Here is a 22227-nt window from a genome sequence, read left to right as displayed (position 1 = left end):
GTGAAAAAACTGTTCGTGCAGTTTTACCTGCTGCTGTTTGTCTGCTTTCTGGTGATGACCATGCTGGTTGGGCTGGTGTATAAATTCACCGCCGAACGTGCAGGCCGACAGTCGCTGGACGATTTGATGAAAAGCTCGCTTTATCTGATGCGCAGCGAACTGCGCGAAATCCCGCCGCGTGACTGGAGCAAAACGTTAAAAGAGCTGGATCTTAATCTCTCCTTTGATTTGCGCATTGAGCCACTGAATAAATTCCACCTCGCTGAGGTGTCGATGAAACACTTGCGAGAAGGCGATATCGTCGCGCTCGACGATCAGTACACCTTTATTCAGCGGATTCCGCGCAGCCATTATGTTCTGGCGGTCGGCCCGGTGCCCTATCTCTATTTCCTGCATGAGATGCGTCTGTTCGATGTGGCGCTGATGGCCTTTATCGCCATCTCACTGGCCTTTCCGGTGTTCATCTGGATGCGTCCGCACTGGCAGGATATGCTGCGCCTTGAGAGCGCCGCGCAACGTTTTGGCGAGGGCCATCTTGGCGAACGCATCCATTTTGACAGTATGTCCAGCTTTGAGCGCCTGGGCGTGGCCTTTAATCAGATGGCCGATAACATCAACGCGCTGATTGCCAGTAAGAAACAGCTTATCGACGGGATCGCCCACGAACTGCGTACGCCGCTGGTGCGACTGCGTTATCGTCTGGAGATGAGCGAAAATCTGAGCGACGCCGAATCCCAGGCGCTGAACCGTGATATCAGTCAACTGGAAGCGCTGATTGAAGAACTGCTTACTTACGCCCGTCTCGACCGCCCTAAAACGGAGCTTTCGCTCACTACGCCTAACCTGGCCGTCTGGATTGCATCGCACGTGGAAGACGTTCAGGCCGTCACGCCCGAGCGAACGCTTTCGCTGAAGCAGTTGATGCCAGGTGACTATGGTGCGCTGGATATGCGCCTGATGGAACGTGTACTGGATAATCTTGTTAACAATGCCCTGCGTTACAGCCAGAAGCAGATTCAAATTAGCCTGACGCTTGACGGCAGCCGCGCCTGTTTACGCGTAGAGGATGATGGCCCCGGCATCGCGCCGTCCGAACGGGAACGGGTTTTCGAGCCGTTTGTGCGCCTTGATCCCAGCCGCGATCGCGCCACCGGTGGATGTGGGCTGGGTCTGGCAATTGTACACTCCATTGCGGTGGCGATGGGCGGTGAAGTCCGTTGCGACGATAGCGAACTGGGCGGCGCGAACTTCAGCCTTCACTGGCCCGTTTATCACCACATCACCTTTCCCCCCGCTGCCTGACGCAGATTTGCACGTAGCCCGATGCCGGGCTATAGTGCAATAATTAAAAAGTATGTTGTAACTAAGGTGGTAAAATGGCTGACTATGATCTTGTTGAACGCCTGACCAGCACATTTCGTCAGCTTGAGCGCGAATTGCTCGCGGTGCGCGAGCAACTCGCCGAATGCCGCTTGCTGGCTGCCCGCATTTTTGAACTGCCGGAGATCCGTAAAGAAGACGAGCACGCCCCTTTGTCGGAAATTCAGGTGGTACAGCATATCGGTAAAACTGCGCTGACCATGGCGCTGTCGCATTTCGGACATCTGTTTATTCAGCAGCAGTCGGAAACCCGCAGCAGTAAAGCCGCGGTGCGCCTGCCTGGTGCCATCTGCCTTAACGTGACAACGTCACAACATGAAGCACTGCGTGAACGCATTTTGCGCGTAAATACCCTGAAGGGCGCGTTTGAAAAGATTATCACGGTTGATTCCGGGCTCCCGTCCGTCGCCCGCTTCGACTGGGTTCATCGCCATCTTCCGGGGCTTATCACACTCAATGCCTATCGCACGCTGACATTGCTTGATGACCCCAGTACCATTCGATTCGGCTGGGCAAATAAACATATCATCAAGAATTTAACTCGCGACGAAGTACTGGCGCAGTTAGAAAAAAGCCTGCAATCGCCACGCGCGGTGCCACCGTGGACGCGCGAGCAGTGGCAGGCGAAGCTGGAACGTGAGTATCAGGACGTTGCTGCGTTGCCGCAAAAAGCGCGGCTAAAGATTAAGCGCCCGGTGAAAGTGCAACCTATCGCGCGGGTGTGGTATGCCGGAGAACAAAAGCAAGTACAGTACGCCTGCCCTGCACCGCTGATTGCGCTGGTTTCCGGTCCGGGAGCGGTCAGCGTCCCCGATTTAGGTGAGTTGCTAAATTACGATGCCGATAACGTGCAGTATCGTCACAAACCGCAAGCACAGCCGCTGCAATTGATTATTCCGCGGCTGCACTTATGGCTGGCGACCGATTAACCTTTTGCGGTCATACTTCCGACCATCGACTCCGGACGCACCCAGCTATCAAACTCGGCTTCTGTGAGGTAACCCAGCGACAGCGCGGAAGCTTTCAGCGTCAGCCCCTCTTTATGGGCTTTTTTGGCAATTTCAGCGGCTTTATCGTAGCCAATATGCGTATTCAGCGCGGTGACCAGCATCAGTGACTCATTAAGCAACTGATTAATACGCTCGCGATTCGGTTCAATGCCCACCGCACAATGCGCGTTAAAACTCTCCATGCCGTCCGCCAGCAGACGGATGGATTGCAGGAAATTATGGATAATCATCGGGCGGTAGACGTTCAGTTCAAAGTTGCCCGATGCCCCGCCCATGTTGATGGCGACATCGTTGCCCATCACCTGACAGCAGAGCATGGTCATCGCTTCACACTGCGTCGGGTTGACTTTGCCCGGCATGATGGACGAGCCTGGCTCATTCTCAGGAATAGCAATTTCACCAATGCCGCAACGCGGGCCAGAGGCCAGCCAGCGCACATCGTTGGCGATTTTCATTAGCGACGCCGCTAAGCCTTTCAGCGCGCCGTGGGCGTGTACCAGAGCATCACAGGTGGCAAGCGCTTCGAATTTATTAGGTGCAGTGATAAACGGCTGATGGGTAAATTCCGCCAGTTCTTTCGCCACGCGTACCGCATATTCGGGATGGGTATTTAGCCCGGTACCGACCGCCGTGCCGCCCAGTGCAAGTTCACCGACGTGCGGCAAACTGAGTTCAATGTGCTTCAGGTTGTGCTCCAGCATCGCCACCCAGCCAGAGAATTCTTGCCCCAGCGTCAACGGCGTGGCGTCCTGTAGATGGGTACGGCCAATTTTGACGATATCCTGGAAAGCATCCGACTTCTGCTTCAGCGTCTCTTTTAGCTCGTTTAGCTGCGGGATCAACTGTTCGCGCAGGCCAATCAGCGCCGCAACATGCATTGCCGTTGGGAATACATCGTTTGAGCTCTGGCTTTTGTTCACATCGTCGTTGGGGTGAACCTTACGCTCCATGCCACGAACACCGCCGAGCAGTTCACTTGCCCGGTTAGCCAGTACCTCATTCATATTCATGTTGGTTTGCGTACCGGAACCGGTTTGCCAGATAGCCAGCGGAAACTCATCGGCATGCTTGCCTGCCAGCACTTCATCCGCTGCGCGGATTATGGCATCGGCTTTTTCCGTCGGCAGCAGCCCTAAATCCTGGTTTACCTTCGCCGCCGCACGCTTGGTGAGCGCCAGAGCGTAGATCAGCGAGACCGGCATTTTCTCCGTGGAAATTCGAAAATGCTCCAGCGATCGTTGGGTTTGTGCGCCCCATAGTTTCTCGGCGGGGACATCAATAGCGCCCATTGAATCGTTCTCGCGGCGTGTCGTTGTCATTACTTTCTCCTTGATAACAAAGTGATTGTGAAGTGACATTGCTCATGCAAACCATTTTTAATTATGGAAGGTTTTACGCCTTTAAGCATAAAAAAACCGCCCCATAGGGCGGCTAACTCATTTTACGCAGCGGGTGCACTGTGAGGCCTGAATCTGCTGGAAGAAGTCATTCCCCTTGTCATCGACAAGAATGAACGCCGGGAAGTCTTCAACTTCAATTTTCCAGATGGCTTCCATCCCAAGTTCAGGATATTCCACACATTCCAGGCTCTTGATGCTGCTCTGCGCGAGCACCGCCGCCGGGCCGCCGATGCTGCCCAGATAGAAACCGCCGTGCTTGTGGCACGCGTCGGTGACCTGCTGGCTACGGTTACCTTTCGCCAGCATGATCATGCTACCGCCTTGCGACTGAAGCTGGTCGACGTAGGAGTCCATACGCCCTGCGGTGGTTGGGCCCAGCGACCCCGAGGCATAACCTTCCGGTGTTTTTGCCGGGCCAGCGTAGTAAATCGGATGATCTTTAATATACTGCGGCAGGCCTTCACCGCGATCCATGCGCTCTTTCAGTTTGGCGTGCGCAATGTCGCGCCCCACAATAATGGTGCCGGAAAGCGACAAACGCGTAGAAACCGGATATTGTGAAAGCTGTTTAAGGATTTCGCTCATCGGGCGGTTCAGGTCAACTTTTACCGCTTCGCCCTCGCCCGCTTTACGCAGCGATTCCGGAATGTATTTCCCCGGGTTGCTCTCCAGTTTTTCAATCCAGATGCCATCACGGTTAATTTTGGCCTTGATGTTACGGTCAGCCGAGCAGGATACGCCCATGCCCACCGGACAGGATGCGCCGTGACGCGGCAGACGAATCACGCGAATGTCGTGAGCAAAGTATTTGCCGCCGAACTGCGCGCCCAGGCCAAGGTTTTGCGCTTCAATCAGCAACTCTTTTTCCAGTTCGATATCGCGGAACGCCTGACCGTGCTCGTTCCCTTCCGTCGGTAAGCCATCGTAATATTTGGTCGAGGCCAGTTTCACGGTTTTCAGGGTTGTTTCGGCGGATGTCCCGCCGATCACGAACGCGATGTGATACGGCGGACAAGCCGCAGTACCCAGCGTGCGCATCTTCTCAACCAGATAATTTTTCAGTTTCGCCGGCGTGATCAGCGCTTTGGTTTCCTGATAAAGATAGGTTTTGTTAGCGGAACCGCCGCCCTTGGCGATGCACAGGAATTTGTATTCGTCACCATCGACGCTGTAGAGGTCAATCTGCGCAGGCAGGTTGGTGCCCGTGTTCACCTCTTTGTACATGTCCAGCGGGGCGTTTTGCGAATAGCGCAGGTTATCTTCAATAAAGGTGTCATACACCCCGCGTGACAGCGCTGCCTCGTCACCGCCACCGGTCCACACGCGCTGGCCTTTTTTACCAACAATAATCGCCGTGCCAGTGTCCTGACAGGTGGGCAGGATGCCTTTCGCGGCGATATCAGAATTACGCAGGAACTGAAGCGCAACGTACTTATCGTTTTCGCTGGCTTCCGGGTCGCTGAGGATATCGGCAACCTGCTGTTGGTGGGCGGGGCGGAGCATGAAAGAGGCATCATGGAATGCGTGTTTTGCGAGGAGCGTCAGGGCTTGCGGGTCAACTTTCAACACTTCCTGGCCGGCAAACTCGTCAACGCTGACGTAATCGGAACTGAGGAGGTAATACTCGGTTTCATCCTTTTTCAGTGGAAAAGGATCCTGATAGTAAAAAGGTTTGTTCGACATTGTATTCTCACTTACTGCTTCAGGTGATGTTTTCTACCCATTTGGGAATGTAGGGCAAACATGCAGAGCACATATCCATTTGCCCGGCTCAAAAGCGAGTCACCCTATCGTACACAATTTTTTAACAAAAACTGAGACTAGTACGACTTTTTATTTTTTCCGGTGACGCCATAGCGCATTTATTGCTTTAATACCGCCAAAGAATCCACATTGATACAGGGCTTGATAATGCAAAAACTCATCAACTCAGTGCAAAACTATGCCTGGGGCAGTAAAAGTGCGTTAACGGAACTCTACGGCATCGCCAACCCGGACAATCTGCCGATGGCAGAACTCTGGATGGGCGCGCATCCGAAGAGCAGCTCAAAAATCACCGATAATCAGGGAACCGAACGTTCACTGCGCGACGTGATTGACGCCGACAAAGCGACGCTGCTGGGCCGCGAGGTCGCCGAGCGTTTTGGCGAGCTGCCGTTTTTATTTAAAGTACTCTGCGCCGCACAGCCGCTTTCGATTCAGGTACACCCGAATAAACGCGCCTCGGAAATTGGCTTCGCCAAAGAGAATGCGGCGGGTATCGCCATGGACGCGCCTGAACGTAACTACAAAGATCCGAACCATAAGCCGGAGCTGGTCTTTGCCCTGACGCCTTTCCTGGCGATGAATGCCTTTCGCGAATTCAACGAGATTGTTTCACTGCTGCAACCGGTAGCCGGAGCGCATACCGCCATTGCCCATTTCCTCGAACAGCCGAATGGCGAGCGTCTGAGCGAACTTTTTGCCAGCCTGCTTAACATGCAGGGTGAAGAGAAAGCGCGCGCACTGGCAATCCTGCGTTCCGCGCTTGCGAGCCAACAGGGCGAACCCTGGCAGACCATCCGTGTCATTTCAGAATTTTACCCGGACGACAGCGGTTTGTTCTCGCCGCTACTGCTGAACGTGGTGAAACTGAAACCAGGCGAAGCGATGTTCCTGTTTGCTGAAACGCCGCACGCCTACCTCCAGGGCACCGCGCTGGAAGTGATGGCCAACTCAGATAACGTACTGCGCGCCGGGCTGACGCCGAAATACATTGATATCCCGGAACTGGTGGCAAACGTGAAGTTTGAGGCCAAACCCGCGGCCGAACTGCTCACCCAACCGGTGAAAAACGGCCCTGAACTGGACTTTCCAATTCCGGTCGATGACTTCGCGTTTTCGTTGCACGATCTCAACACACAGCCGACAGCTATCGCCCAGCAGAGCGCCGCCATCCTGTTTTGTCTGGAAGGCGAAGCGCTCATCAGTAAAGGGGGGGAATCTCTTCATCTGAAGCCAGGCGAATCCGCGTTTATCAGCGCGGCGGAATCACCGATTCAGGTAAGCGGCAACGGCAAACTGGCACGCGTCTATAATAAGCTGAAGTAAATACTGAAGTTTTAACGTGGGCTTGCTAATCTTAAACACAGCCTTATGACATAACCGGGCGATATGATTTCGCCCGGTTTCATTTTATGGATAAATGCTATGAAAAAATCGCTGGTCGCTGTTGGGGTTGTTGTTGCGTTAGGGGTTATCTGGACAGGTGGTGCCTGGTATACCGGGAAACAGCTGGAAAGTCGTTTTGCGGACATGGTGGCGCAGGCCAATGCCCAACTGAAACGTACCGCACCGGAAGCAGGCCTGGAGCTGAGCTATCAGGATTACCAGCGCGGCATCTTTAGCAGCCAACTGAAAATGGTGGTTAAGCCTATCGCTGGCGCAGATAAAGCCCTGCTGAAACCGGGCCAGAGCGTGGTGCTTAACGAGGATGTCGATCACGGCCCGTTCCCGCTGGCGGCGTTAAAACGCTTTAATCTCGTTCCGTCTATGGCCTCGGTGAATACCACTCTGGTGAACAATGACGTGACTAAGCCGCTGTTTGATATCGCCAAAGGCGAAACGCCGTTTGTGATAGATACCCGTATCAGCTATGGCGGTGATACCCACTCTGCTATCAATCTCAAACCGCTGAACTATGAAAAAGACGCTGAAAAAGTGGCGTTCAGCGGCGGTGATTTTGAACTTTCGGCAGACCGTGACGGTAACGTTGTGTCGCTCACCGGCGAAGCGGAAAGCGGTCTGGTCAATGCAGTGAACGAGTACAATCAGAAGGTACAGCTCACTTTCAATAATCTGAAAACCGAAGGCAGCAGCAAACTGGCGAGCTTCGACGAGCGCGTCGGCAACCAGAAAATCAGCCTGGATAAAGTGGCGGTTTCCGTAGAAGGTAAAGAGCTAACCGTGCTGGAAGGCATGACGCTGGATGGTAAATCTGACCTTTCTGCTGACGGCAAAAAAGTGAACAGCCAGCTCGATTACGCAGTGAAGAGCCTGAAGCTGCAAAGCCAGGACATGGGTAGCGGCAAACTGACGCTGAAAGTCGGCAATATTGACGGCCAGGCATGGCACCAGTTTAGCCAGCAGTATAATGCCCAGGCGCAGGCGCTACTGGCTCAGCCGGAACTGCAAAGCAACCCGGAACTGTACCAGGAAAAAATTACCGAAGCGTTCTTTAGCGCCTTACCGGTGTTGCTGAAGGGCGATCCGTCAATCACCGTCGCGCCGCTCAGCTGGAAAAACGCCAAAGGTGAAACCACCCTGAATCTGTCGTTGCTGCTTAAAGATCCCGCGCAGGCCACTCAGCCGGTACAAACGCTGGCGCAGCAGGTGGACACGCTGGTGAAATCAATCGACGGTAAGCTGGTTATCCCGATGGATATGGCGACCGAATTTATGACCCAGATTGCGAAGCTGGAAGGGTATCAGCAGGAAGAAGCCGAGAAGCTGGCCAGCCAGCAGGTGAAAGGCTTCGCCGCGATGGGCCAGATGTTCCGTCTGACCACCACGGAAGACAACCAGGTGACCTCCAGCCTGCAGTATGCCAACGGTCAGGTGACCCTCAATGGTAATAAGATGCCGCTGGACGACTTTGCGGGAATGTTTGGTTTGCAGGCTCCTGCCATCCAGCAGGATGAACCGCAGCCGCCAGTCACGCCGAGCGAACCGGCACCGGCACCGGCACCGGCACCGGCACAATAAACTATCAGGCCCCTCATTCGAGGGGCTTAACTTTCTGACAACGTGTGCGTGTTCTTGCCGGATGCGGCGTAAACGCCTTATCCGGCCTACAAAACAGTGTAAATTCACTATATTGCAGAAATCAGGCAATTTCGCACTATTTTCTGGCCACCAACCTTGGCGGCATGATCACATTACGCGTCGACGTCTGCCCGGTCTCAATACGCTGTAAAATTCGCTCCGCTACACTTTCACCCATCTCACGCGCAGGCGTTGTCACCCACGTTAACGGCACGTCATCTAACGCACTTTCCGGCACTTCTGCAAAGGCAGCCAGCGTAACGCGTTGATCAAAATAGCTCTCGACGCTGCCTTCCCCGCTTTGGCGCCCGCCACGCATCAGGCCAAACCAGGCCCCCATCGCAATGACATTGTTGTAGCACAGCACGGCGGTGATGGTTGGGTTATGGCGCAATAACGACGTTATGGCGTCTGCCGCCTGCTTTTGACTGGATTCACACTCAACGACCCATTCACTGTGAAACGGCAGGCCGAATTTAATCAGCGTTGAGCAATAGCCGCCAACCCTCTCGGCGCGCGTTAACGACGCGCTCTGTCCACCCAGCCAGGCAATACGCTGGTGTCCACGGCGAATGAGATCTTCGGTCACCACCTGCGCCGCCTGCATGTTATCCGGGCGAATCAAATCCACTTCATCGAGATAACTCGCACGGGATGCGAAAACCAGCGGAATATTCGACGCCTCCGCTTTCTCGCGTAGCTCACTGGCTTGATCCACCGCCCCCGCAATCACCACACCATCCACACCCTGCGCCACCAGCGCGTCAAAGCGCGCCAGCATGTTCTCACCTTTGCGCCCGCTTTGGGTCAAAAAAACCATTTTTCCCTGTGACTCCAGCGAGGCCGTCAGCCCGGCGGTCAGTTCCGCATAAAACGGTGACGACAGCGAGCCGACAATCAGCCCAATGACGCCGGTTTGCCCGCCGCGCAGAGACACCGCCTGGCGGTTACGCACAAAACCTAACTGGTCGATGGCCTGATACACCCGCTCACCGGTCGCGTTGGAGATCCGCCCTTTCCCACTGAGCACCAGTGAGACTGTACTCACCGATACACCAGCGGCCAGAGCGACATCATTGATCGTGACTTTTTTTGCAATTGCCATAAGGACTGGCGATTCCTTTTAAGTGATCGATAAAACGTTTTACCTAATAAGATACTTTATAAACGTTATCATCATTTCATTATGTGATTTCACTCGCACTAAAATTGGGTAAAACGTTTTATCTTGCGCTCCACAACCTCTTTAACCCATTTTTTGTACAAGGAGTCGTTCGATGACGACCAGAGCAGCACAAAAAGTCACATTGTGGGAGTTCTTTCAACAGCTTGGCAAGACATTCATGCTTCCTGTCGCCCTGCTGTCCTTCTGCGGGATCATGCTGGGGATCGGCAGTTCCCTCAGCAGCCATGACGTTCTCACGCTCCTGCCGTGGCTCGACACCCCGTTCCTGCAGGCGCTCTTTATCTGGATGAGCAAAGTCGGATCTTTCGCGTTTAGCTTCCTGCCGGTGATGTTCTGTATCGCCATCCCGCTGGGTCTGGCACGAGAAAACAAAGGCGTCGCCGCCTTCGCCGGTTTTGTCGGTTACGCGGTCATGAACCTGGCGGTCAACTTCTGGCTGACGGCTAAAGGTATCCTTCCCACCACCGATGCCGCGGTTCTGAAAGCCAATAACATCCAGAATATTCTCGGTATTCAGTCTATCGACACCGGTATTCTTGGCGCGGTGATCGCCGGGATCATCGTCTGGCTGCTGCATGAACGTTTCCACACCATCCGCCTGCCGGATGCGCTGGCGTTCTTTGGCGGCACCCGTTTTGTTCCGATTATCACCACCGTTGTATTAGGCCTGGTTGGCCTGGTCATCCCGCTAATTTGGCCGGTGTTTGCGATGGGTATCAACGCGCTGGGTCATGTTATCAACAGCGCGGGCGACTTTGGCCCGATGATTTTTGGTACCGGTGAACGTCTGCTGCTGCCGTTTGGTCTGCACCACATTCTGGTCGCACTGATTCGCTTTACCGAAGCGGGCGGCACGATGGATGTCTGCGGTCACACTGTCAGCGGTGCGTTGACCATCTTCCAGGCGCAGTTAAGCTGCCCGGAAACTCACGGCTTCTCCGAAAGCGCCACGCGCTTCCTGTCTCAGGGTAAAATGCCTGCTTTCCTCGGCGGCCTGCCGGGTGCGGCACTGGCGATGTACCACTGTGCTCGCCCGGAAAACCGTCATAAAATTAAAGGGCTGCTGATTTCCGGCGTGATCGCCTGCGTCGTGGGCGGCACCACTGAACCGCTGGAATTCCTGTTCCTGTTCGTGGCACCGGTGCTGTACGTCATTCACGCGCTGCTGACTGGCCTGGGCTTCACCATGATGGCGATTCTTGGCGTGACGATTGGCAACACGGACGGCAACGTTATCGACTTCGTGGTCTTCGGTATTCTGCACGGCCTCTCCACCAAATGGTATATGGTGCCAGTGGTGGCTGCCATTTGGTTCGTCGCCTACTACGCGATTTTCCGCTTCGCCATTACGCGCTTTAACATCAAAACGCCGGGTCGCGATATCGAAACCAGCAATGCCGTCGAAAAAGCAGTCGCCGGGACTATCGGTAAATCCGGTTACAACACCCCGGCCATTCTTGCGGCTCTCGGTGGCGCTGAAAATATTGTTTCTCTGGATAACTGCATCACCCGCCTGCGTTTGTCCGTCGAGGATATGTCAAAAGTCGACGTAGAAGCGCTGAAAGCTAACCGCGCGATCGGTGTCGTACAGCTTAACCAGCACAACCTTCAAGTGGTGATTGGCCCACAGGTACAATCCGTTAAAGACGAGATTGCGGTGCTGATGAATACCGTTCAGGCATAAAACGCCCTTTGCCCCTGCCTCGCGCAGGGGCAAAATAGCGTCCTCGCTAACAGTTAAGGATTTCACATGTTTGACTTCTCAACGGTGATAGACCGGCATGGTACATGGTGTACCCAGTGGGATTATGTTGCCGACCGTTTTGGTGACGCCGACCTCCTGCCGTTTACCATCTCCGATATGGATTTCGCCACCGCCCCCTGTATTCTCGATGCGCTGACCAAACGCCTGGCGCACGGTGTCTTCGGTTACAGCCGCTGGAAAAACGATGCGTTTCCCCCCGCTATCGTGCACTGGTTTGCCCGCCGTTTTCATAGCATGATCGACGAGGAAAGTATTGTTTACGGGCCGTCCGTCATCTATATGGTGGCGGAGATGATTCGCCAGTGGTCCGCGCCCGGGGATGGCGTTGTGGTACACACACCCGCATATGATGCCTTCTTCAAAACCATTACCGGTAATCAGCGTACGATTGTCGGCGTACCGCTGGAGAAAGCAGAGAACCAGTGGATTTGCGATATGGCAAAACTGGAAGCGGCGCTGGCACAGCCACAAAACAAAATTTTGCTGTTGTGCAGCCCGCATAACCCCACCGGGAAAGTGTGGACGCGCGATGAGCTCAACACGATGGCTGAGCTGTGCGAGAAGCATGGCGTGCGGGTCATCAGCGATGAAATCCACATGGATATGGTGTGGGGCAATCACCAGCATACTCCGTGGTGCGACGTGGCGCGCAGCCCATGGGCGCTGTTCACATCGGGTTCAAAAAGCTTCAATATTCCGGCCTTCACCGGGGCCTATGGTTTGATAGCCGACGAAATCGCGCGCAACGATTATCTGTTTGCACTGAAAAGCCGCGACGGCCTCTCTTCCCCGTCGGTACCAGCACTCGTGGCGCACATCGCGGCCTACCGCGAAGGCGAGCCGTGGCTGGATGCTCTGCGCAACTACTTACAGGATAATATGCGCTACATCGCGCAGACGCTGAATACCGCATTCCCGGAACTGAACTGGGCGATGCCCGAGTCAACGTATCTGGCATGGGTCGATTTGCGTCCACTAAACATTGACGACAACGCGCTACAGGATGTGCTGATCAAACAGCAAAAAGTGGCCATCATGCCGGGTTATACCTATGGCGAAGAAGGTAACGGTTTTATTCGCCTCAATGCTGGCTGCCCTCGCTCGAAGCTAGAACAAGGCGTCGAACGTTTGATTGCGGCCATCAACACGTTACGCTAACGATTTTGCGCAACGATAATTTTTCGTTGCGCAAATAGCTTTTTGCAGTGAAATGTTTTTATAATAGCGCGCACTTAATCTAAAAAAGAGTGCGACCATGATTGATACTACGCTCCCCCTCACTGACATTCATCGCCACCTTGATGGCAACATTCGCGCCCAAACTATTCTCGATCTTGGCCGTCAGCACAATTTAACCCTTCCTGCCTCCAGCCTTGAGGCATTAATTCCGCATGTGCAGGTCACCAGTAATGAGCCCGATTTGGTGAGTTTTTTAAGCAAACTCGACTGGGGCGTCAAAGTGCTTGCCGACCTCGATGCCTGTCGCCGCGTAGCGTACGAAAATATCGAAGATGCGGCGCGTAACGGCCTGCACTATGTTGAGCTGCGCTTCTCTCCGGGTTATATGGCGATGACTCACCAGCTTCCGGTTGAAGGCGTGGTGGAAGCCGTGATTGCAGGTGTTAGTGAAGGCTGCCGTGATTTCAACGTTGAAGCGCGATTAATTGGCATCATGAGCCGCACCTTCGGCGAAACCGCCTGCCTGCGTGAACTTGACGCCCTGCTGGCGCATCGTGACGGTATTACCGCGCTGGATCTGGCGGGTGATGAACTCGGTTTCCCGGGTAGCCTGTTCCTGAGCCACTTCAACCGCGCACGTGATGCAGGTCTGCGCATTACCGTGCACGCCGGCGAAGCGGCTGGCCCGGAAAGCATCTGGCAGGCGATTCGTGAATTGGGTGCAGAACGCATCGGTCACGGGGTGAAAGCCGTTGAAGACGCAGCGCTGATGGAATTTTTAGCGAAACAGCGTATCGGCGTGGAATCCTGCCTGACGTCGAATATCCAGACCAGCACGGTGCCCTCACTGGCCCAGCACCCGCTCAAAACCTTCCTGGAGCATGGCGTGCTGGCGAGCATCAATACCGATGACCCGGCAGTTCAGGGAATTGATATTCAACACGAATACCACGTTGCAGCACCGGCTGCCGGGCTGACGCCTGCGCAAATTCGTCAGGCGCAAATTAACGGACTCGACATCGCTTTCCTGTCGGAAGCCGAAAAATCCGCGCTGCGCGCACGCGTACAAAGCGCATAAAAAAACGGGCGCACAGTGTTTGCTTTGCGCCCGTTATTCATTCCCGTCATCAGGTCAGAGAAAGCACCGCGCGGTGTTTCGCAGATTCAATACCCAGCTCAATCAATTCCATAATCTGAATCGCCTGGCTTGCCGGAACCGGATTCTCACCCACGCCGTTTAACGCATCACGAATCGCCGCATAATAAGCCGGGTAGTTTCCCGGTGTGGTGAGCAGCGTCTCTTCAACGCGATCTTCACCTTCTACACGCGTCAGTACCCCATCGCGCATGTCATAGCCCCAATCTTCCTGCGGCAGACGTTCACCATTCTTCAGGCGTTCTTCCTGTGGGTCGAGGCCATATTTCACGTAACTTGCGCGCGAACCGTGCACAATGTACCGCGCGGTTTCGGCAGCAGCCAGCAGCGTGCCGTGCAGAACCACACGGCGTTGTGGATACGCCAGCACCGCATGAAAGTAATCCGTCGCCTGCGCGCCAGGACGTAACTGCGCAAGATCGACTGACAGGCTGACCGGCAAACCAAAAAGATTCACTGCCTGATCCAGCAGATGCGGGCCTAAATCGTACCAAATGCCGCTACCCGGGCCAGCCAGCTCGCGCCAGCGATTACGTACCTGCGGCCGATAACGGTCAAAGTGCGATTCAAAATAGGCCACCTCGCCCAGTCGTCCTTCGTTAATCAACGACTTCACCGTTAAGAAATCGCTGTCCCAGCGACGGTTATGGAACACTGACAGCAGTTTCCCCTGATTTCTGGCGATGGCGTCCAGTTCGCGTGCTTGTGACAGTGTCACGGTGAAGGGTTTATCAACCACCACGTGTTTGCCCGCTTCCAGCGCGGCCTTTGCCAGCGGGAAGTGGGTATCGTTTGGCGTAGGGATCACCACCAGGTCGATAGTAGGATCGGCGAAAATGTGTTTAGGTTCAGAGAACACGCTGACATTCGGCCAGTCGGCTTTAACTTTGTCGGCGTCGCTACTGGACACCACAGCCAGTTCCATCCCCGGTGTTCCGCTGATAAGCGGCGCATGAAACGTTTTGCTGGCGTAACCATACCCAATTAATCCGACACGAATACTGTCACTCATAATAGCCTCTTATTTGTGCTGTTTTTGCCCGACCCGGTGATGTACCCGTCGCCGTGTAATCGATTTCTTATTTCACAACATATTGCGGTGATGAACAACAGATTAATAACATTATGGTGTACAGAGACGGAGAATAATCGGAAAAAAAAGCAAAAGAGATGAATCGTTTCTGCTGAGGACTTGCGTTGCGCGCCAGGCGAGGTAAGATCTTCGTCCGTATTATTAATATTGTCGAAATTGTCTTAATTACTATGTCTACTGTCTTTACACGGATCGTTGAACTGATCGGTTGGGGCGTGCTTGGCGTCTCGGTTCTGCTTCTTGTTATCGCACACCACATTGATAACTACCAACCGCCAGAACCGATTGCGGCGGCTCAAAAGAAATAAGTCTGTTCGCTGAACAGTGACGGCGATCGCAACTGTGTAACCGGTTTCTGAAACCGGTTGCAACCCCATCATTCCCCTCTTTACACTCACCTTATTGCACAGATAAGGAGAGTTTCATGGCTGCTTTTCCAAAAGATTTCCTCTGGGGCGCTGCAACCGCGGCCTACCAGGTCGAAGGCGCATACAATGAAGATGGCAAAGGGCTGTCTATCTGGGACGTTTTTTCGCACCAGCCCGGCACAACCTATGAGGGAACAAATGGCGACGTTGCGGTAGACCACTATCACCGCATGCTGGAAGATGTCGCGCTGATGGCGGAAATGGGCCTGCAGAGCTATCGTTTTTCCATCTCCTGGCCGCGTTTATTACCGAATGGTCGCGGCGAGGTAAATGAAGACGGGGTAAAATTTTACAGCGATTTGATTGATGCCCTTCTGGCGCACAATATTGTGCCGATGATTACGCTTTATCACTGGGATTTACCCCAGGCGTTGCAGGATGAAGGCGGCTGGGAAGTCCGCTCAACGGCGGAAGCCTTCGAAGAGTACGCGCGTCTGTGTTACGCCCGCTTCGGTTCACGGGTCAAGCATTGGGCGACGTTTAACGAAACCATTGTCTTTATCGGTCACGGTTATATTACCGGCAGCCATCCGCCGTCGGTGAAAGATCCGGCGCGGGCGATTCAGGCTTGCCATCAGGTATTTATCGCGCATGCCATGGCTGTAAAAGCCTTCCGGGAAATGCATATTGACGGCCAGATTGGCTTCGTTAACGTCCTGCAACCCCATACGCCGCTTACCGATTCGCCAGAAGATACCGCCGCCAGTGAACTGGCTGACGCCATTCATACCCACTGGCTATACGATCCAGTACTGAAAGGCACTTACCCGGCTGAGCTTCTCGCTCAAACACAAGCCCTATGGGGCGTGCCGCGCTTTGCGTCCGGAGATGATGAATTATTACGAAATAACCGCTGCGATTTTATTGGTCTGAACTACTATCGTCGTGAGACCGTGACCGCCAACCCCGGTGAGACGCAAACACAGTCTAATCATAGCGGTGAGAAAAATAGCGGTGGCGAATTTGGTTTTAAAGGCTTGTTTAAATTTGTCCGTAATCCTCACGGCGTGTACACAGATTGGGACTGGGAGATCTGGCCACAAGGATTGACCGACGGCATTATGATGATCAAAGAGCGCTATGGGGCTATTCCTATCTACATCACGGAAAACGGGCTTGGCGCGAAAGACCCGATTGTGGACGGCGACATCGTTGACCAGCCGCGTATTGATTATTTACGTATGCATATTGATGCGCTGGAAAACGCCATTGCGTTAGGTGCCGATGTGCGTGGTTATTATCCATGGTCATTCATCGACCTGCTAAGCTGGCTCAACGGTTACAAAAAACAGTACGGTTTTGTTTATGTCGATCATCAGCAAAACCTGGCCCGTAAGCGCAAGAAAAGCTTTTACTGGTATAAAGAAGTCATTAGTAGCCACGGCAGCATCCGTTAATCCATTGTGGGCGCCGAACGGCGCCCAACCACTTTTCGTGATATCCTCATTTCCTGCGATATATCAATAACGCCATTTTCTGTTCTTGAATTTGTCATTATTAACCCAAATAATTACAGCGTCCTGAAGAGAGTGTGCCCATTGTGGGCTGAACTCTTAATAAAAACGGGTGTCGATAAACTGATTGTCAAACTGAGCGATACGCCCTTGCGGTGTTGCGCTTTTGCGCCCCTTCAGGCCCTGCGTGATTTAACATTATAAAATGGATACCTACAAATGACCGTCCTGGATTATTTACTAAAATTCCGTAAAGTCAGCTCGCTGGAAAATCTAGAAAAGCTTTATGATCATCTTAACTATTCCCTTTCCGACACCAATGAATTAATCAATATGTATCGCGCTGCCGATCATCGTCGGGCTGAGCTGGTTTCTGGCGGTCGTTTGTTCGATATCGGCCAGGTGCCGAAATCCGTTTGGCATTACGTGCAGTAACTATTGTTATCATCAGCGTCAGTTGCTTATACTCCACCGCCATATTTATAACTGACGCTGATAATCAGGAGACGAAATGTCGTCAAACTCTGCAGAACGAATTGGTGGATGGCTGCTCGGCCCACTGGCGTGGCTGTTAGTAGCGCTGCTCAGCATCAGTCTGCAACTGCTGATGTTCGTTAACGCCCTGCTCAATCCGCAGATCCTGAGCCTGTTAAAAGCCCAAAGCAGCACGCAACTAGCCCTGTGGGTGCTTTCTTTAGCGTTCGTGATTGCCATGTGGTATTACACATTGTGGCTGACCATGGCTTTCTTTAAGCGCCGTAAAAATGTGCCTAAGCACTATATTATCTGGTTACTGGTCTCATTATTGCTGGCGCTTAAGGCGTTTGCATTCGCACCGGTTTCCGATACCATCGCGCTGCGCCAATTATTGTTGCCGTTAGCCGCTGCGGCGCTGATTGTGCCGTATCTCAAACGCTCATCCCGCGTGAAGCGTACGTTTGTGAACCCTTAATAACCACACTCTTGCCCAGTTGTCGATGAACGCACTTTCGTCGATAATAGGCGGCTTTTTTTGTTACAGGTCGAATGATGACTGACTATTTATTGCTCTTTATCGGTACCGTACTGGTAAATAACTTCGTCCTGGTGAAGTTCCTCGGGCTGTGCCCGTTTATGGGCGTGTCCAAAAAGCTGGAAACCGCGATGGGTATGGGGCTCGCGACCACTTTCGTCATGACACTGGCGTCCATTTGCGCGTGGCTTATCGATACCTGGATCCTGATTCCGCTTAATCTGATTTATCTGCGCACGCTGGCCTTTATTCTGGTCATTGCCGTAGTAGTGCAATTCACCGAAATGGTGGTGCGCAAAACCAGCCCGGCGCTTTATCGCTTGCTGGGCATCTTCTTACCGCTGATCACCACCAACTGCGCGGTGCTTGGCGTGGCGCTGCTCAATATTAACCTCGGCCATAACTTTTTGCAGTCGGCGCTGTATGGCTTTTCTGCCGCCGTGGGTTTCTCGCTGGTGATGGTACTGTTCGCTTCTATTCGCGAACGCCTGGTAGTGTCGAATGTGCCTGCGCCGTTTCGCGGTAATGCTATTGCGCTGATTACCGCAGGGTTAATGTCTTTGGCGTTTATGGGCTTTAGCGGATTGGTGAAGTTGTAATGATGACCTTCTGGATTGCCGTCGCCGCAATCAGCGTTTTAGGGCTGATTTTCGGCGTCATACTGGGATACGCCTCACGCCGTTTCGCGGTGGAAGACGACCCGGTTGTCGAAAAAATTGATCAACTCTTACCGCAAAGCCAGTGCGGGCAGTGCGGCTATCCGGGCTGTCGCCCTTATGCCGAAGCAGTAAGCAACGGTGAAAAAATTAACTGCTGCGCCCCCGGTGGCGAAGCGGTAATGCTGAAAATTGCCGAATTACTCAACGTCGATCCGCAACCTGTCGATGGCGATACTGCCGTTCAGGAGCCGATACGGATGCTGGCCGTGATCGACGAAAACAACTGTATCGGTTGTACCAAGTGCATTCAGGCGTGCCCGGTTGACGCCATTGTCGGCGCAACCCGCGCGATGCACACGGTGATGAGCGACCTCTGCACCGGCTGCAACCTCTGTGTTGCCCCCTGCCCGACACAGTGTATTGAACTGCGTCCGGTCGCCACCACAACCGACAGCTGGAAATGGGATCTGCAAAGTATCCCGGTACGTAATATTCCTGTGGAACAACATGCTTAAGTTATTTTCCGCGTTCAGAAAAGAGAAAATCTGGGATTTCGATGGGGGGATTCACCCACCGGAAATGAAAACTCAGTCTAATGGCACGCCGCTGCGTCAGGTTCCCCTTGCGCAGCGTTTCGTCATTCCTCTGAAGCAACATATTGGTGCTGAAGGCGAGTTGTCGGTAAAACCCGGCGATCGCGTGCTGCGTGGTCAACCGTTGACGCGCGGCTGGGGGCGAATGCTGCCCGTACACGCGCCAACGTCCGGAACCATCGTCGCCATTGAGCCGCACGCCACGGCGCACCCTTCCGCATTGCCGGAAATGAGCGTCATTATTGATGCCGATGGCGAAGACCAGTGGATTGCCCGCGACGGCTGGCACGATTATCAGAATCGTTCACGCGAAGAATTGATCGAGCGTATTCATCAGTTCGGTGTCGCGGGGCTGGGTGGTGCTGGCTTCCCAACCGGTACAAAACTGCGCGGCGGCGGTGATAAAATCACCACTCTGATTATCAACGCGGCAGAGTGTGAACCGTATATCACGGCCGATGACCGACTGATGCAGGATTGTGCGGCGCAGGTCATCGAAGGTATTCGAATCCTGGGGCATATTCTGCAACCGCAGCAGATTTTAATTGGCATAGAAGATAACAAGCCGCAGGCTATTTCGATGCTGCGTGCGGTGCTGGCGGGCGCGCATGATATCAGTCTGCGCGTTATTCCCACCAAATATCCCTCCGGCGGCGCGAAGCAATTAACGCAAATTCTTACCGGCAAGCAGGTTCCGCACGGTGGACGCTCATCCGACATTGGCGTATTGATGCAAAACGTCGGTACCGCGTTTGCAGTGAAACGCGCAGTGATTGACGGTGAACCATTAACCGAACGCGTGGTGACCTTAACCGGTGAATCCGTGAGTCGCCCGGGTAATGTCTGGGCGCGTCTGGGCACGCCGGTCAGCCATCTGCTGGAAGACGCGGGTTTCTGCCCCTCCGCTGAACAGCTTGTGATTATGGGCGGCCCGTTGATGGGCTTTACCCTGCCGTGGCTGGACGTTCCGGTGGTTAAAATCACCAACTGTCTGCTGGCACCATCGCCATCCGAAATGGGCGAGCCTGAAGAAGAAAAAGGCTGTATCCGCTGTAGCGCCTGTGCGGACGCCTGTCCGGCCGATCTACTGCCTCAACAGCTTTACTGGTTCAGTAAGGGCCAGCAGCACGATAAAGCGACAGCGCACAATATCGCTGATTGTATCGAGTGCGGTGCCTGCGCATGGGTCTGCCCGAGCAGCATTCCACTGGTGCAGTATTTCCGTCAGGAAAAAGCGGAAATCTCTGCGATTCGTCTAGAAGAGCAGCGCGCCGCGGAAGCGAAAGCCCGCTTCGAAGCACGTCAGAATCGCCTTGAGCGTGAAAAACTGGCGCGTGCCGAACGCCATAAAAAAGCAGCCGTACAGCCCGCGGCGAAAGATCAGGATGCGATCAACGCGGCACTGGCACGTGTGAAAGAGAAACAACAGCAGGCCACGCAGCCGGTCATCATCAAAGCGGGCGCACTGCCCGATAACAGCGCCGTGATTGCAGCTCGCGAAGCACGTAAGGCGAAAGCCCGTGCTGCCCAGGCAGAAAAACAACCATCGGAAAACGGTGATGCGGTTGATCCGCGCAAGGCCGCCGTTGAAGCCGCCATCGCGCGCGCCAAAGCGCGTAAAGCGGAACAGCAAGCGGCCAGTGAGCCTGTTGCGGTAACGCAAGCCGTTGATCCACGTAAAGCCGCTGTTGAAGCCGCCATCGCCCGCGCCAAAGCGCGTAAAGCGGAACAGCAAGCAGCCAGTGAGCCTGTTGCGGTAACAGAAGCCGTTGATCCACGTAAAGCCGCCGTTGAAGCCGCTATTGCACGGGCCAAAGCGCGTAAAGCAGAGCAGCAAGCAGCCAGTGAACCTGCGGCAACAGTGGATGCCATTGATCCACGTAAGGCCGCCGTTGAAGCCGCTATTGCGCGGGCCAAAGCGCGTAAAGCCGAACAACAGGCCGCAAATGAGTCGGCTGCCAATGATGATCCACGCAAAGCTGCCGTGGCAGCAGCTATTGCCCGCATTCAGGCCAAAAAAGCCGCGCAAGCTGTAAACGAGGAATAAATGGTTTTCAAGATAGCGAGTTCTCCTTATACCCATAACCATCGCCAGACGTCGCGTATCATGATGCTGGTGATTTTGGCCGCCCTGCCCGGCATTGCGGTGCAAAGCTGGTTTTTCGGCTGGGGAACCCTGATTCAGCTTCTGCTGGCCTCATTAACGGCCTGGGCTACGGAATCATTTGTATTGCGTCTGCGTAAGCAGGCTATTGCCGCAACGCTTGCGGATAACTCCGCCTGGCTGACCGGCATTCTGCTGGCCATCAGTATTCCGCCATTCGCCCCATGGTGGATGGTGGTACTGGGCACCGCCTTTGCGGTGATCATCGCTAAACAACTCTATGGCGGCTTAGGGCAGAATCCGTTTAACCCGGCGATGATTGGCTATGTTGTACTGCTTATCTCCTTCCCGGTGCAGATGACCTCCTGGCTGCCGCCGCATGAAATTGCAGCCAATACGCCGGGTTTTATCGACGCATTACAGGTGATTTTCACTGGCCACACGGCTGCGGGCCAGGACATGAACGCGCTGAAAATGGGCGTAGATGGCATCAGTCAGGCCACACCGCTGGATACTTTCAAAACGTCGCGTCATGCGGGTCATTCTGTCGAGAGCATTATGCAATCGTCGATTTATCACGGTGCGCTGGCGGGCATTGGCTGGCAATGGGTTAACCTGGCGTATCTGGCGGGCGGGCTGTTTTTACTGTGGAAAGGCGCTATTCGCTGGCACATCCCGGTGAGCTTCCTGTTGAGCCTGGCAGTCTGCGCCACACTTGGCTGGCTGTTTAACCCGGAAAACGTCGCCTCGCCGCAGATGCATCTGCTGTCAGGTGCCACCATGCTGGGTGCATTCTTTATTCTGACCGACCCGGTGACCGCCTCTACCACCAACCGTGGACGCCTGATTTTCGGCGCGCTGGCAGGCCTGCTGGTGTGGCTGATTCGCAGCTTCGGGGGTTATCCGGATGGCGTTGCTTTTGCCGTATTGCTGGCGAACATTACCGTACCGTTGATCGACTACTATACGCGCCCGCGCGTTTACGGCCATCGCTGAGGATTGATG

At 54.1% G+C, this 22227-nt stretch carries 19 protein-coding genes; 15 read left to right on the top strand and 4 right to left on the bottom strand.

Translation table 11 applies throughout. The features are described from left to right. Positions 1-1302: a two-component system sensor histidine kinase RstB gene (rstB, locus tag ACOXYR_RS09795; protein WP_108474347.1), complete on the top strand. Its 1302-nt coding sequence runs from the start codon at positions 1-3 to the stop codon at positions 1300-1302. Between the two features lie 74 nt (positions 1303-1376). Continuing rightward, positions 1377-2309: a DNA replication terminus site-binding protein gene (tus, locus tag ACOXYR_RS09790; RefSeq protein WP_421355987.1), complete on the top strand. Its 933-nt coding sequence runs from the start codon at positions 1377-1379 to the stop codon at positions 2307-2309. Here the strand turns inward: tus and fumC are convergent. Together fumC and fumA are read right to left on the bottom strand one after the other, a co-directional pair. Beyond that, complete coding sequence (fumC, locus tag ACOXYR_RS09785) at positions 2306-3709, bottom strand: class II fumarate hydratase (protein ID WP_113856948.1); 1404 nt, start codon at positions 3707-3709, stop codon at positions 2306-2308. The genes tus and fumC overlap by 4 nt on opposite strands. 117 nt (positions 3710-3826) lie before the next feature. Continuing rightward, positions 3827-5473, bottom strand: a complete 1647-nt coding sequence (fumA, locus tag ACOXYR_RS09780) for a class I fumarate hydratase FumA (RefSeq protein WP_108474350.1) — start codon at positions 5471-5473, stop codon at positions 3827-3829. 228 nt (positions 5474-5701) lie between these two features. Between fumA and manA the strand changes: the two genes are divergently transcribed. Then, a complete protein-coding gene (gene manA, locus ACOXYR_RS09775; protein ID WP_421355986.1) occupies positions 5702-6880 on the top strand; it encodes a mannose-6-phosphate isomerase in 1179 nt (392 codons plus the stop codon). A 99-nt stretch (positions 6881-6979) separates the two neighbouring features. After that, positions 6980-8533 carry a YdgA family protein gene (locus tag ACOXYR_RS09770; protein ID WP_421355985.1) on the top strand — a complete coding sequence of 518 codons (1554 nt, stop codon included), beginning with the start codon at positions 6980-6982 and terminating at the stop codon, positions 8531-8533. Positions 8534-8669: 136 nt separating this feature from the next. Here ACOXYR_RS09770 and ACOXYR_RS09765 read toward each other — a convergent pair whose 3' ends face one another. Beyond that, on the bottom strand, positions 8670-9698 hold the full coding sequence (locus ACOXYR_RS09765) for a Mal regulon transcriptional regulator MalI (RefSeq protein WP_407731107.1): 1029 nt from the start codon (positions 9696-9698) through the stop codon (positions 8670-8672). A 172-nt stretch (positions 9699-9870) separates the two neighbouring features. On the opposite strand from ACOXYR_RS09765, the gene malX reads away from it, so the two are divergent. From malX to add, 3 genes are all read left to right on the top strand, one after another. Beyond that, positions 9871-11463 (top strand): maltose/glucose-specific PTS transporter subunit IIBC, encoded by a 1593-nt coding sequence (gene malX, locus ACOXYR_RS09760; protein WP_421355984.1) that lies wholly within the window; start codon positions 9871-9873, stop codon positions 11461-11463. 66 nt (positions 11464-11529) lie between these two features. After that, a complete protein-coding gene (locus ACOXYR_RS09755; protein ID WP_421355983.1) occupies positions 11530-12702 on the top strand; it encodes a MalY/PatB family protein in 1173 nt (390 codons plus the stop codon). Between the two features lie 97 nt (positions 12703-12799). Continuing rightward, a complete protein-coding gene (add, locus tag ACOXYR_RS09750) occupies positions 12800-13801 on the top strand; it encodes an adenosine deaminase (RefSeq protein ID WP_407731110.1) in 1002 nt (333 codons plus the stop codon). 49 nt (positions 13802-13850) lie between these two features. Here the strand turns inward: add and ACOXYR_RS09745 are convergent, their stop codons facing one another. Beyond that, on the bottom strand, positions 13851-14891 hold the full coding sequence (locus ACOXYR_RS09745) for an oxidoreductase (protein ID WP_108474357.1): 1041 nt from the start codon (positions 14889-14891) through the stop codon (positions 13851-13853). Positions 14892-15142: 251 nt separating this feature from the next. On the opposite strand from ACOXYR_RS09745, the gene blr reads away from it, so the two are divergent. The 8 genes from blr to rsxD all read left to right on the top strand — a co-directional run bounded on the left by blr (position 15143) and on the right by rsxD (position 22218). Next, positions 15143-15280 carry a division septum protein Blr gene (gene blr, locus ACOXYR_RS09740; protein ID WP_108474411.1) on the top strand — a complete coding sequence of 46 codons (138 nt, stop codon included), beginning with the start codon at positions 15143-15145 and terminating at the stop codon, positions 15278-15280. Positions 15281-15396: 116 nt separating this feature from the next. Further along, entirely contained in the window at positions 15397-16797 is a 1401-nt protein-coding gene (locus ACOXYR_RS09735) for a GH1 family beta-glucosidase (RefSeq protein WP_421355982.1), read from the top strand. A 276-nt stretch (positions 16798-17073) separates the two neighbouring features. Next, a complete protein-coding gene (gene ydgT / locus ACOXYR_RS09730) occupies positions 17074-17289 on the top strand; it encodes a transcription modulator YdgT (protein WP_108474359.1) in 216 nt (71 codons plus the stop codon). 76 nt (positions 17290-17365) lie between these two features. Next, positions 17366-17806 (top strand): DUF2569 domain-containing protein, encoded by a 441-nt coding sequence (locus tag ACOXYR_RS09725; protein ID WP_108474360.1) that lies wholly within the window; start codon positions 17366-17368, stop codon positions 17804-17806. A gap of 77 nt (positions 17807-17883) precedes the next feature. Next, positions 17884-18465 carry an electron transport complex subunit RsxA gene (rsxA, locus tag ACOXYR_RS09720; protein WP_015964281.1) on the top strand — a complete coding sequence of 194 codons (582 nt, stop codon included), beginning with the start codon at positions 17884-17886 and terminating at the stop codon, positions 18463-18465. Continuing rightward, positions 18465-19040 carry an electron transport complex subunit RsxB gene (rsxB, locus tag ACOXYR_RS09715; RefSeq protein WP_421355981.1) on the top strand — a complete coding sequence of 192 codons (576 nt, stop codon included), beginning with the start codon at positions 18465-18467 and terminating at the stop codon, positions 19038-19040. Before rsxA ends, rsxB begins: the two co-directional genes overlap by 1 nt. After that, the gene (gene rsxC, locus ACOXYR_RS09710) at positions 19033-21165 is read left to right on the top strand and encodes an electron transport complex subunit RsxC (RefSeq protein WP_421355980.1); all 2133 of its coding nucleotides are present in this window, start codon (positions 19033-19035) and stop codon (positions 21163-21165) included. Before rsxB ends, rsxC begins: the two co-directional genes overlap by 8 nt. Further along, positions 21166-22218, top strand: a complete 1053-nt coding sequence (rsxD, locus tag ACOXYR_RS09705) for an electron transport complex subunit RsxD (protein WP_108474363.1) — start codon at positions 21166-21168, stop codon at positions 22216-22218. Positions 22219-22227 lie beyond the last annotated feature (9 nt).

This window comes from Pseudocitrobacter faecalis (assembly GCF_965231525.1).
Taxonomy (GTDB): domain Bacteria; phylum Pseudomonadota; class Gammaproteobacteria; order Enterobacterales; family Enterobacteriaceae; genus Pseudocitrobacter; species Pseudocitrobacter faecalis.
The sequence above is the reverse complement of the archived record's forward strand: the minus strand, read 5'-3'. Positions and strand labels throughout refer to the sequence as shown.

Excerpts from the sequence above, each read along its gene's own strand:
- rsxB (WP_421355981.1), top strand. The coding sequence starts at position 18,465 with ATGATGACCTTCTGGATTGCCGTCGCCGCAATCAGCGTTTTAGGGCTG.
- tus (WP_421355987.1), top strand. The coding sequence starts at position 1,377 with ATGGCTGACTATGATCTTGTTGAACGCCTGACCAGCACATTTCGTCAG.
- rsxA (WP_015964281.1), top strand. The coding sequence starts at position 17,884 with ATGACTGACTATTTATTGCTCTTTATCGGTACCGTACTGGTAAATAAC.
- ACOXYR_RS09765 (WP_407731107.1), bottom strand. The coding sequence starts at position 9,698 with ATGGCAATTGCAAAAAAAGTCACGATCAATGATGTCGCTCTGGCCGCT.
- ACOXYR_RS09735 (WP_421355982.1), top strand. The coding sequence starts at position 15,397 with ATGGCTGCTTTTCCAAAAGATTTCCTCTGGGGCGCTGCAACCGCGGCC.
- add (WP_407731110.1), top strand. The coding sequence starts at position 12,800 with ATGATTGATACTACGCTCCCCCTCACTGACATTCATCGCCACCTTGAT.
- malX (WP_421355984.1), top strand. The coding sequence starts at position 9,871 with ATGACGACCAGAGCAGCACAAAAAGTCACATTGTGGGAGTTCTTTCAA.
- blr (WP_108474411.1), top strand. The coding sequence starts at position 15,143 with ATGTCTACTGTCTTTACACGGATCGTTGAACTGATCGGTTGGGGCGTG.
- ACOXYR_RS09725 (WP_108474360.1), top strand. The coding sequence starts at position 17,366 with ATGTCGTCAAACTCTGCAGAACGAATTGGTGGATGGCTGCTCGGCCCA.
- ydgT (WP_108474359.1), top strand. The coding sequence starts at position 17,074 with ATGACCGTCCTGGATTATTTACTAAAATTCCGTAAAGTCAGCTCGCTG.
- ACOXYR_RS09770 (WP_421355985.1), top strand. The coding sequence starts at position 6,980 with ATGAAAAAATCGCTGGTCGCTGTTGGGGTTGTTGTTGCGTTAGGGGTT.
- rsxD (WP_108474363.1), top strand. The coding sequence starts at position 21,166 with ATGGTTTTCAAGATAGCGAGTTCTCCTTATACCCATAACCATCGCCAG.
- fumA (WP_108474350.1), bottom strand. The coding sequence starts at position 5,473 with ATGTCGAACAAACCTTTTTACTATCAGGATCCTTTTCCACTGAAAAAG.
- ACOXYR_RS09745 (WP_108474357.1), bottom strand. The coding sequence starts at position 14,891 with ATGAGTGACAGTATTCGTGTCGGATTAATTGGGTATGGTTACGCCAGC.
- ACOXYR_RS09755 (WP_421355983.1), top strand. The coding sequence starts at position 11,530 with ATGTTTGACTTCTCAACGGTGATAGACCGGCATGGTACATGGTGTACC.
- manA (WP_421355986.1), top strand. The coding sequence starts at position 5,702 with ATGCAAAAACTCATCAACTCAGTGCAAAACTATGCCTGGGGCAGTAAA.
- fumC (WP_113856948.1), bottom strand. The coding sequence starts at position 3,709 with ATGACAACGACACGCCGCGAGAACGATTCAATGGGCGCTATTGATGTC.
- rsxC (WP_421355980.1), top strand. The coding sequence starts at position 19,033 with ATGCTTAAGTTATTTTCCGCGTTCAGAAAAGAGAAAATCTGGGATTTC.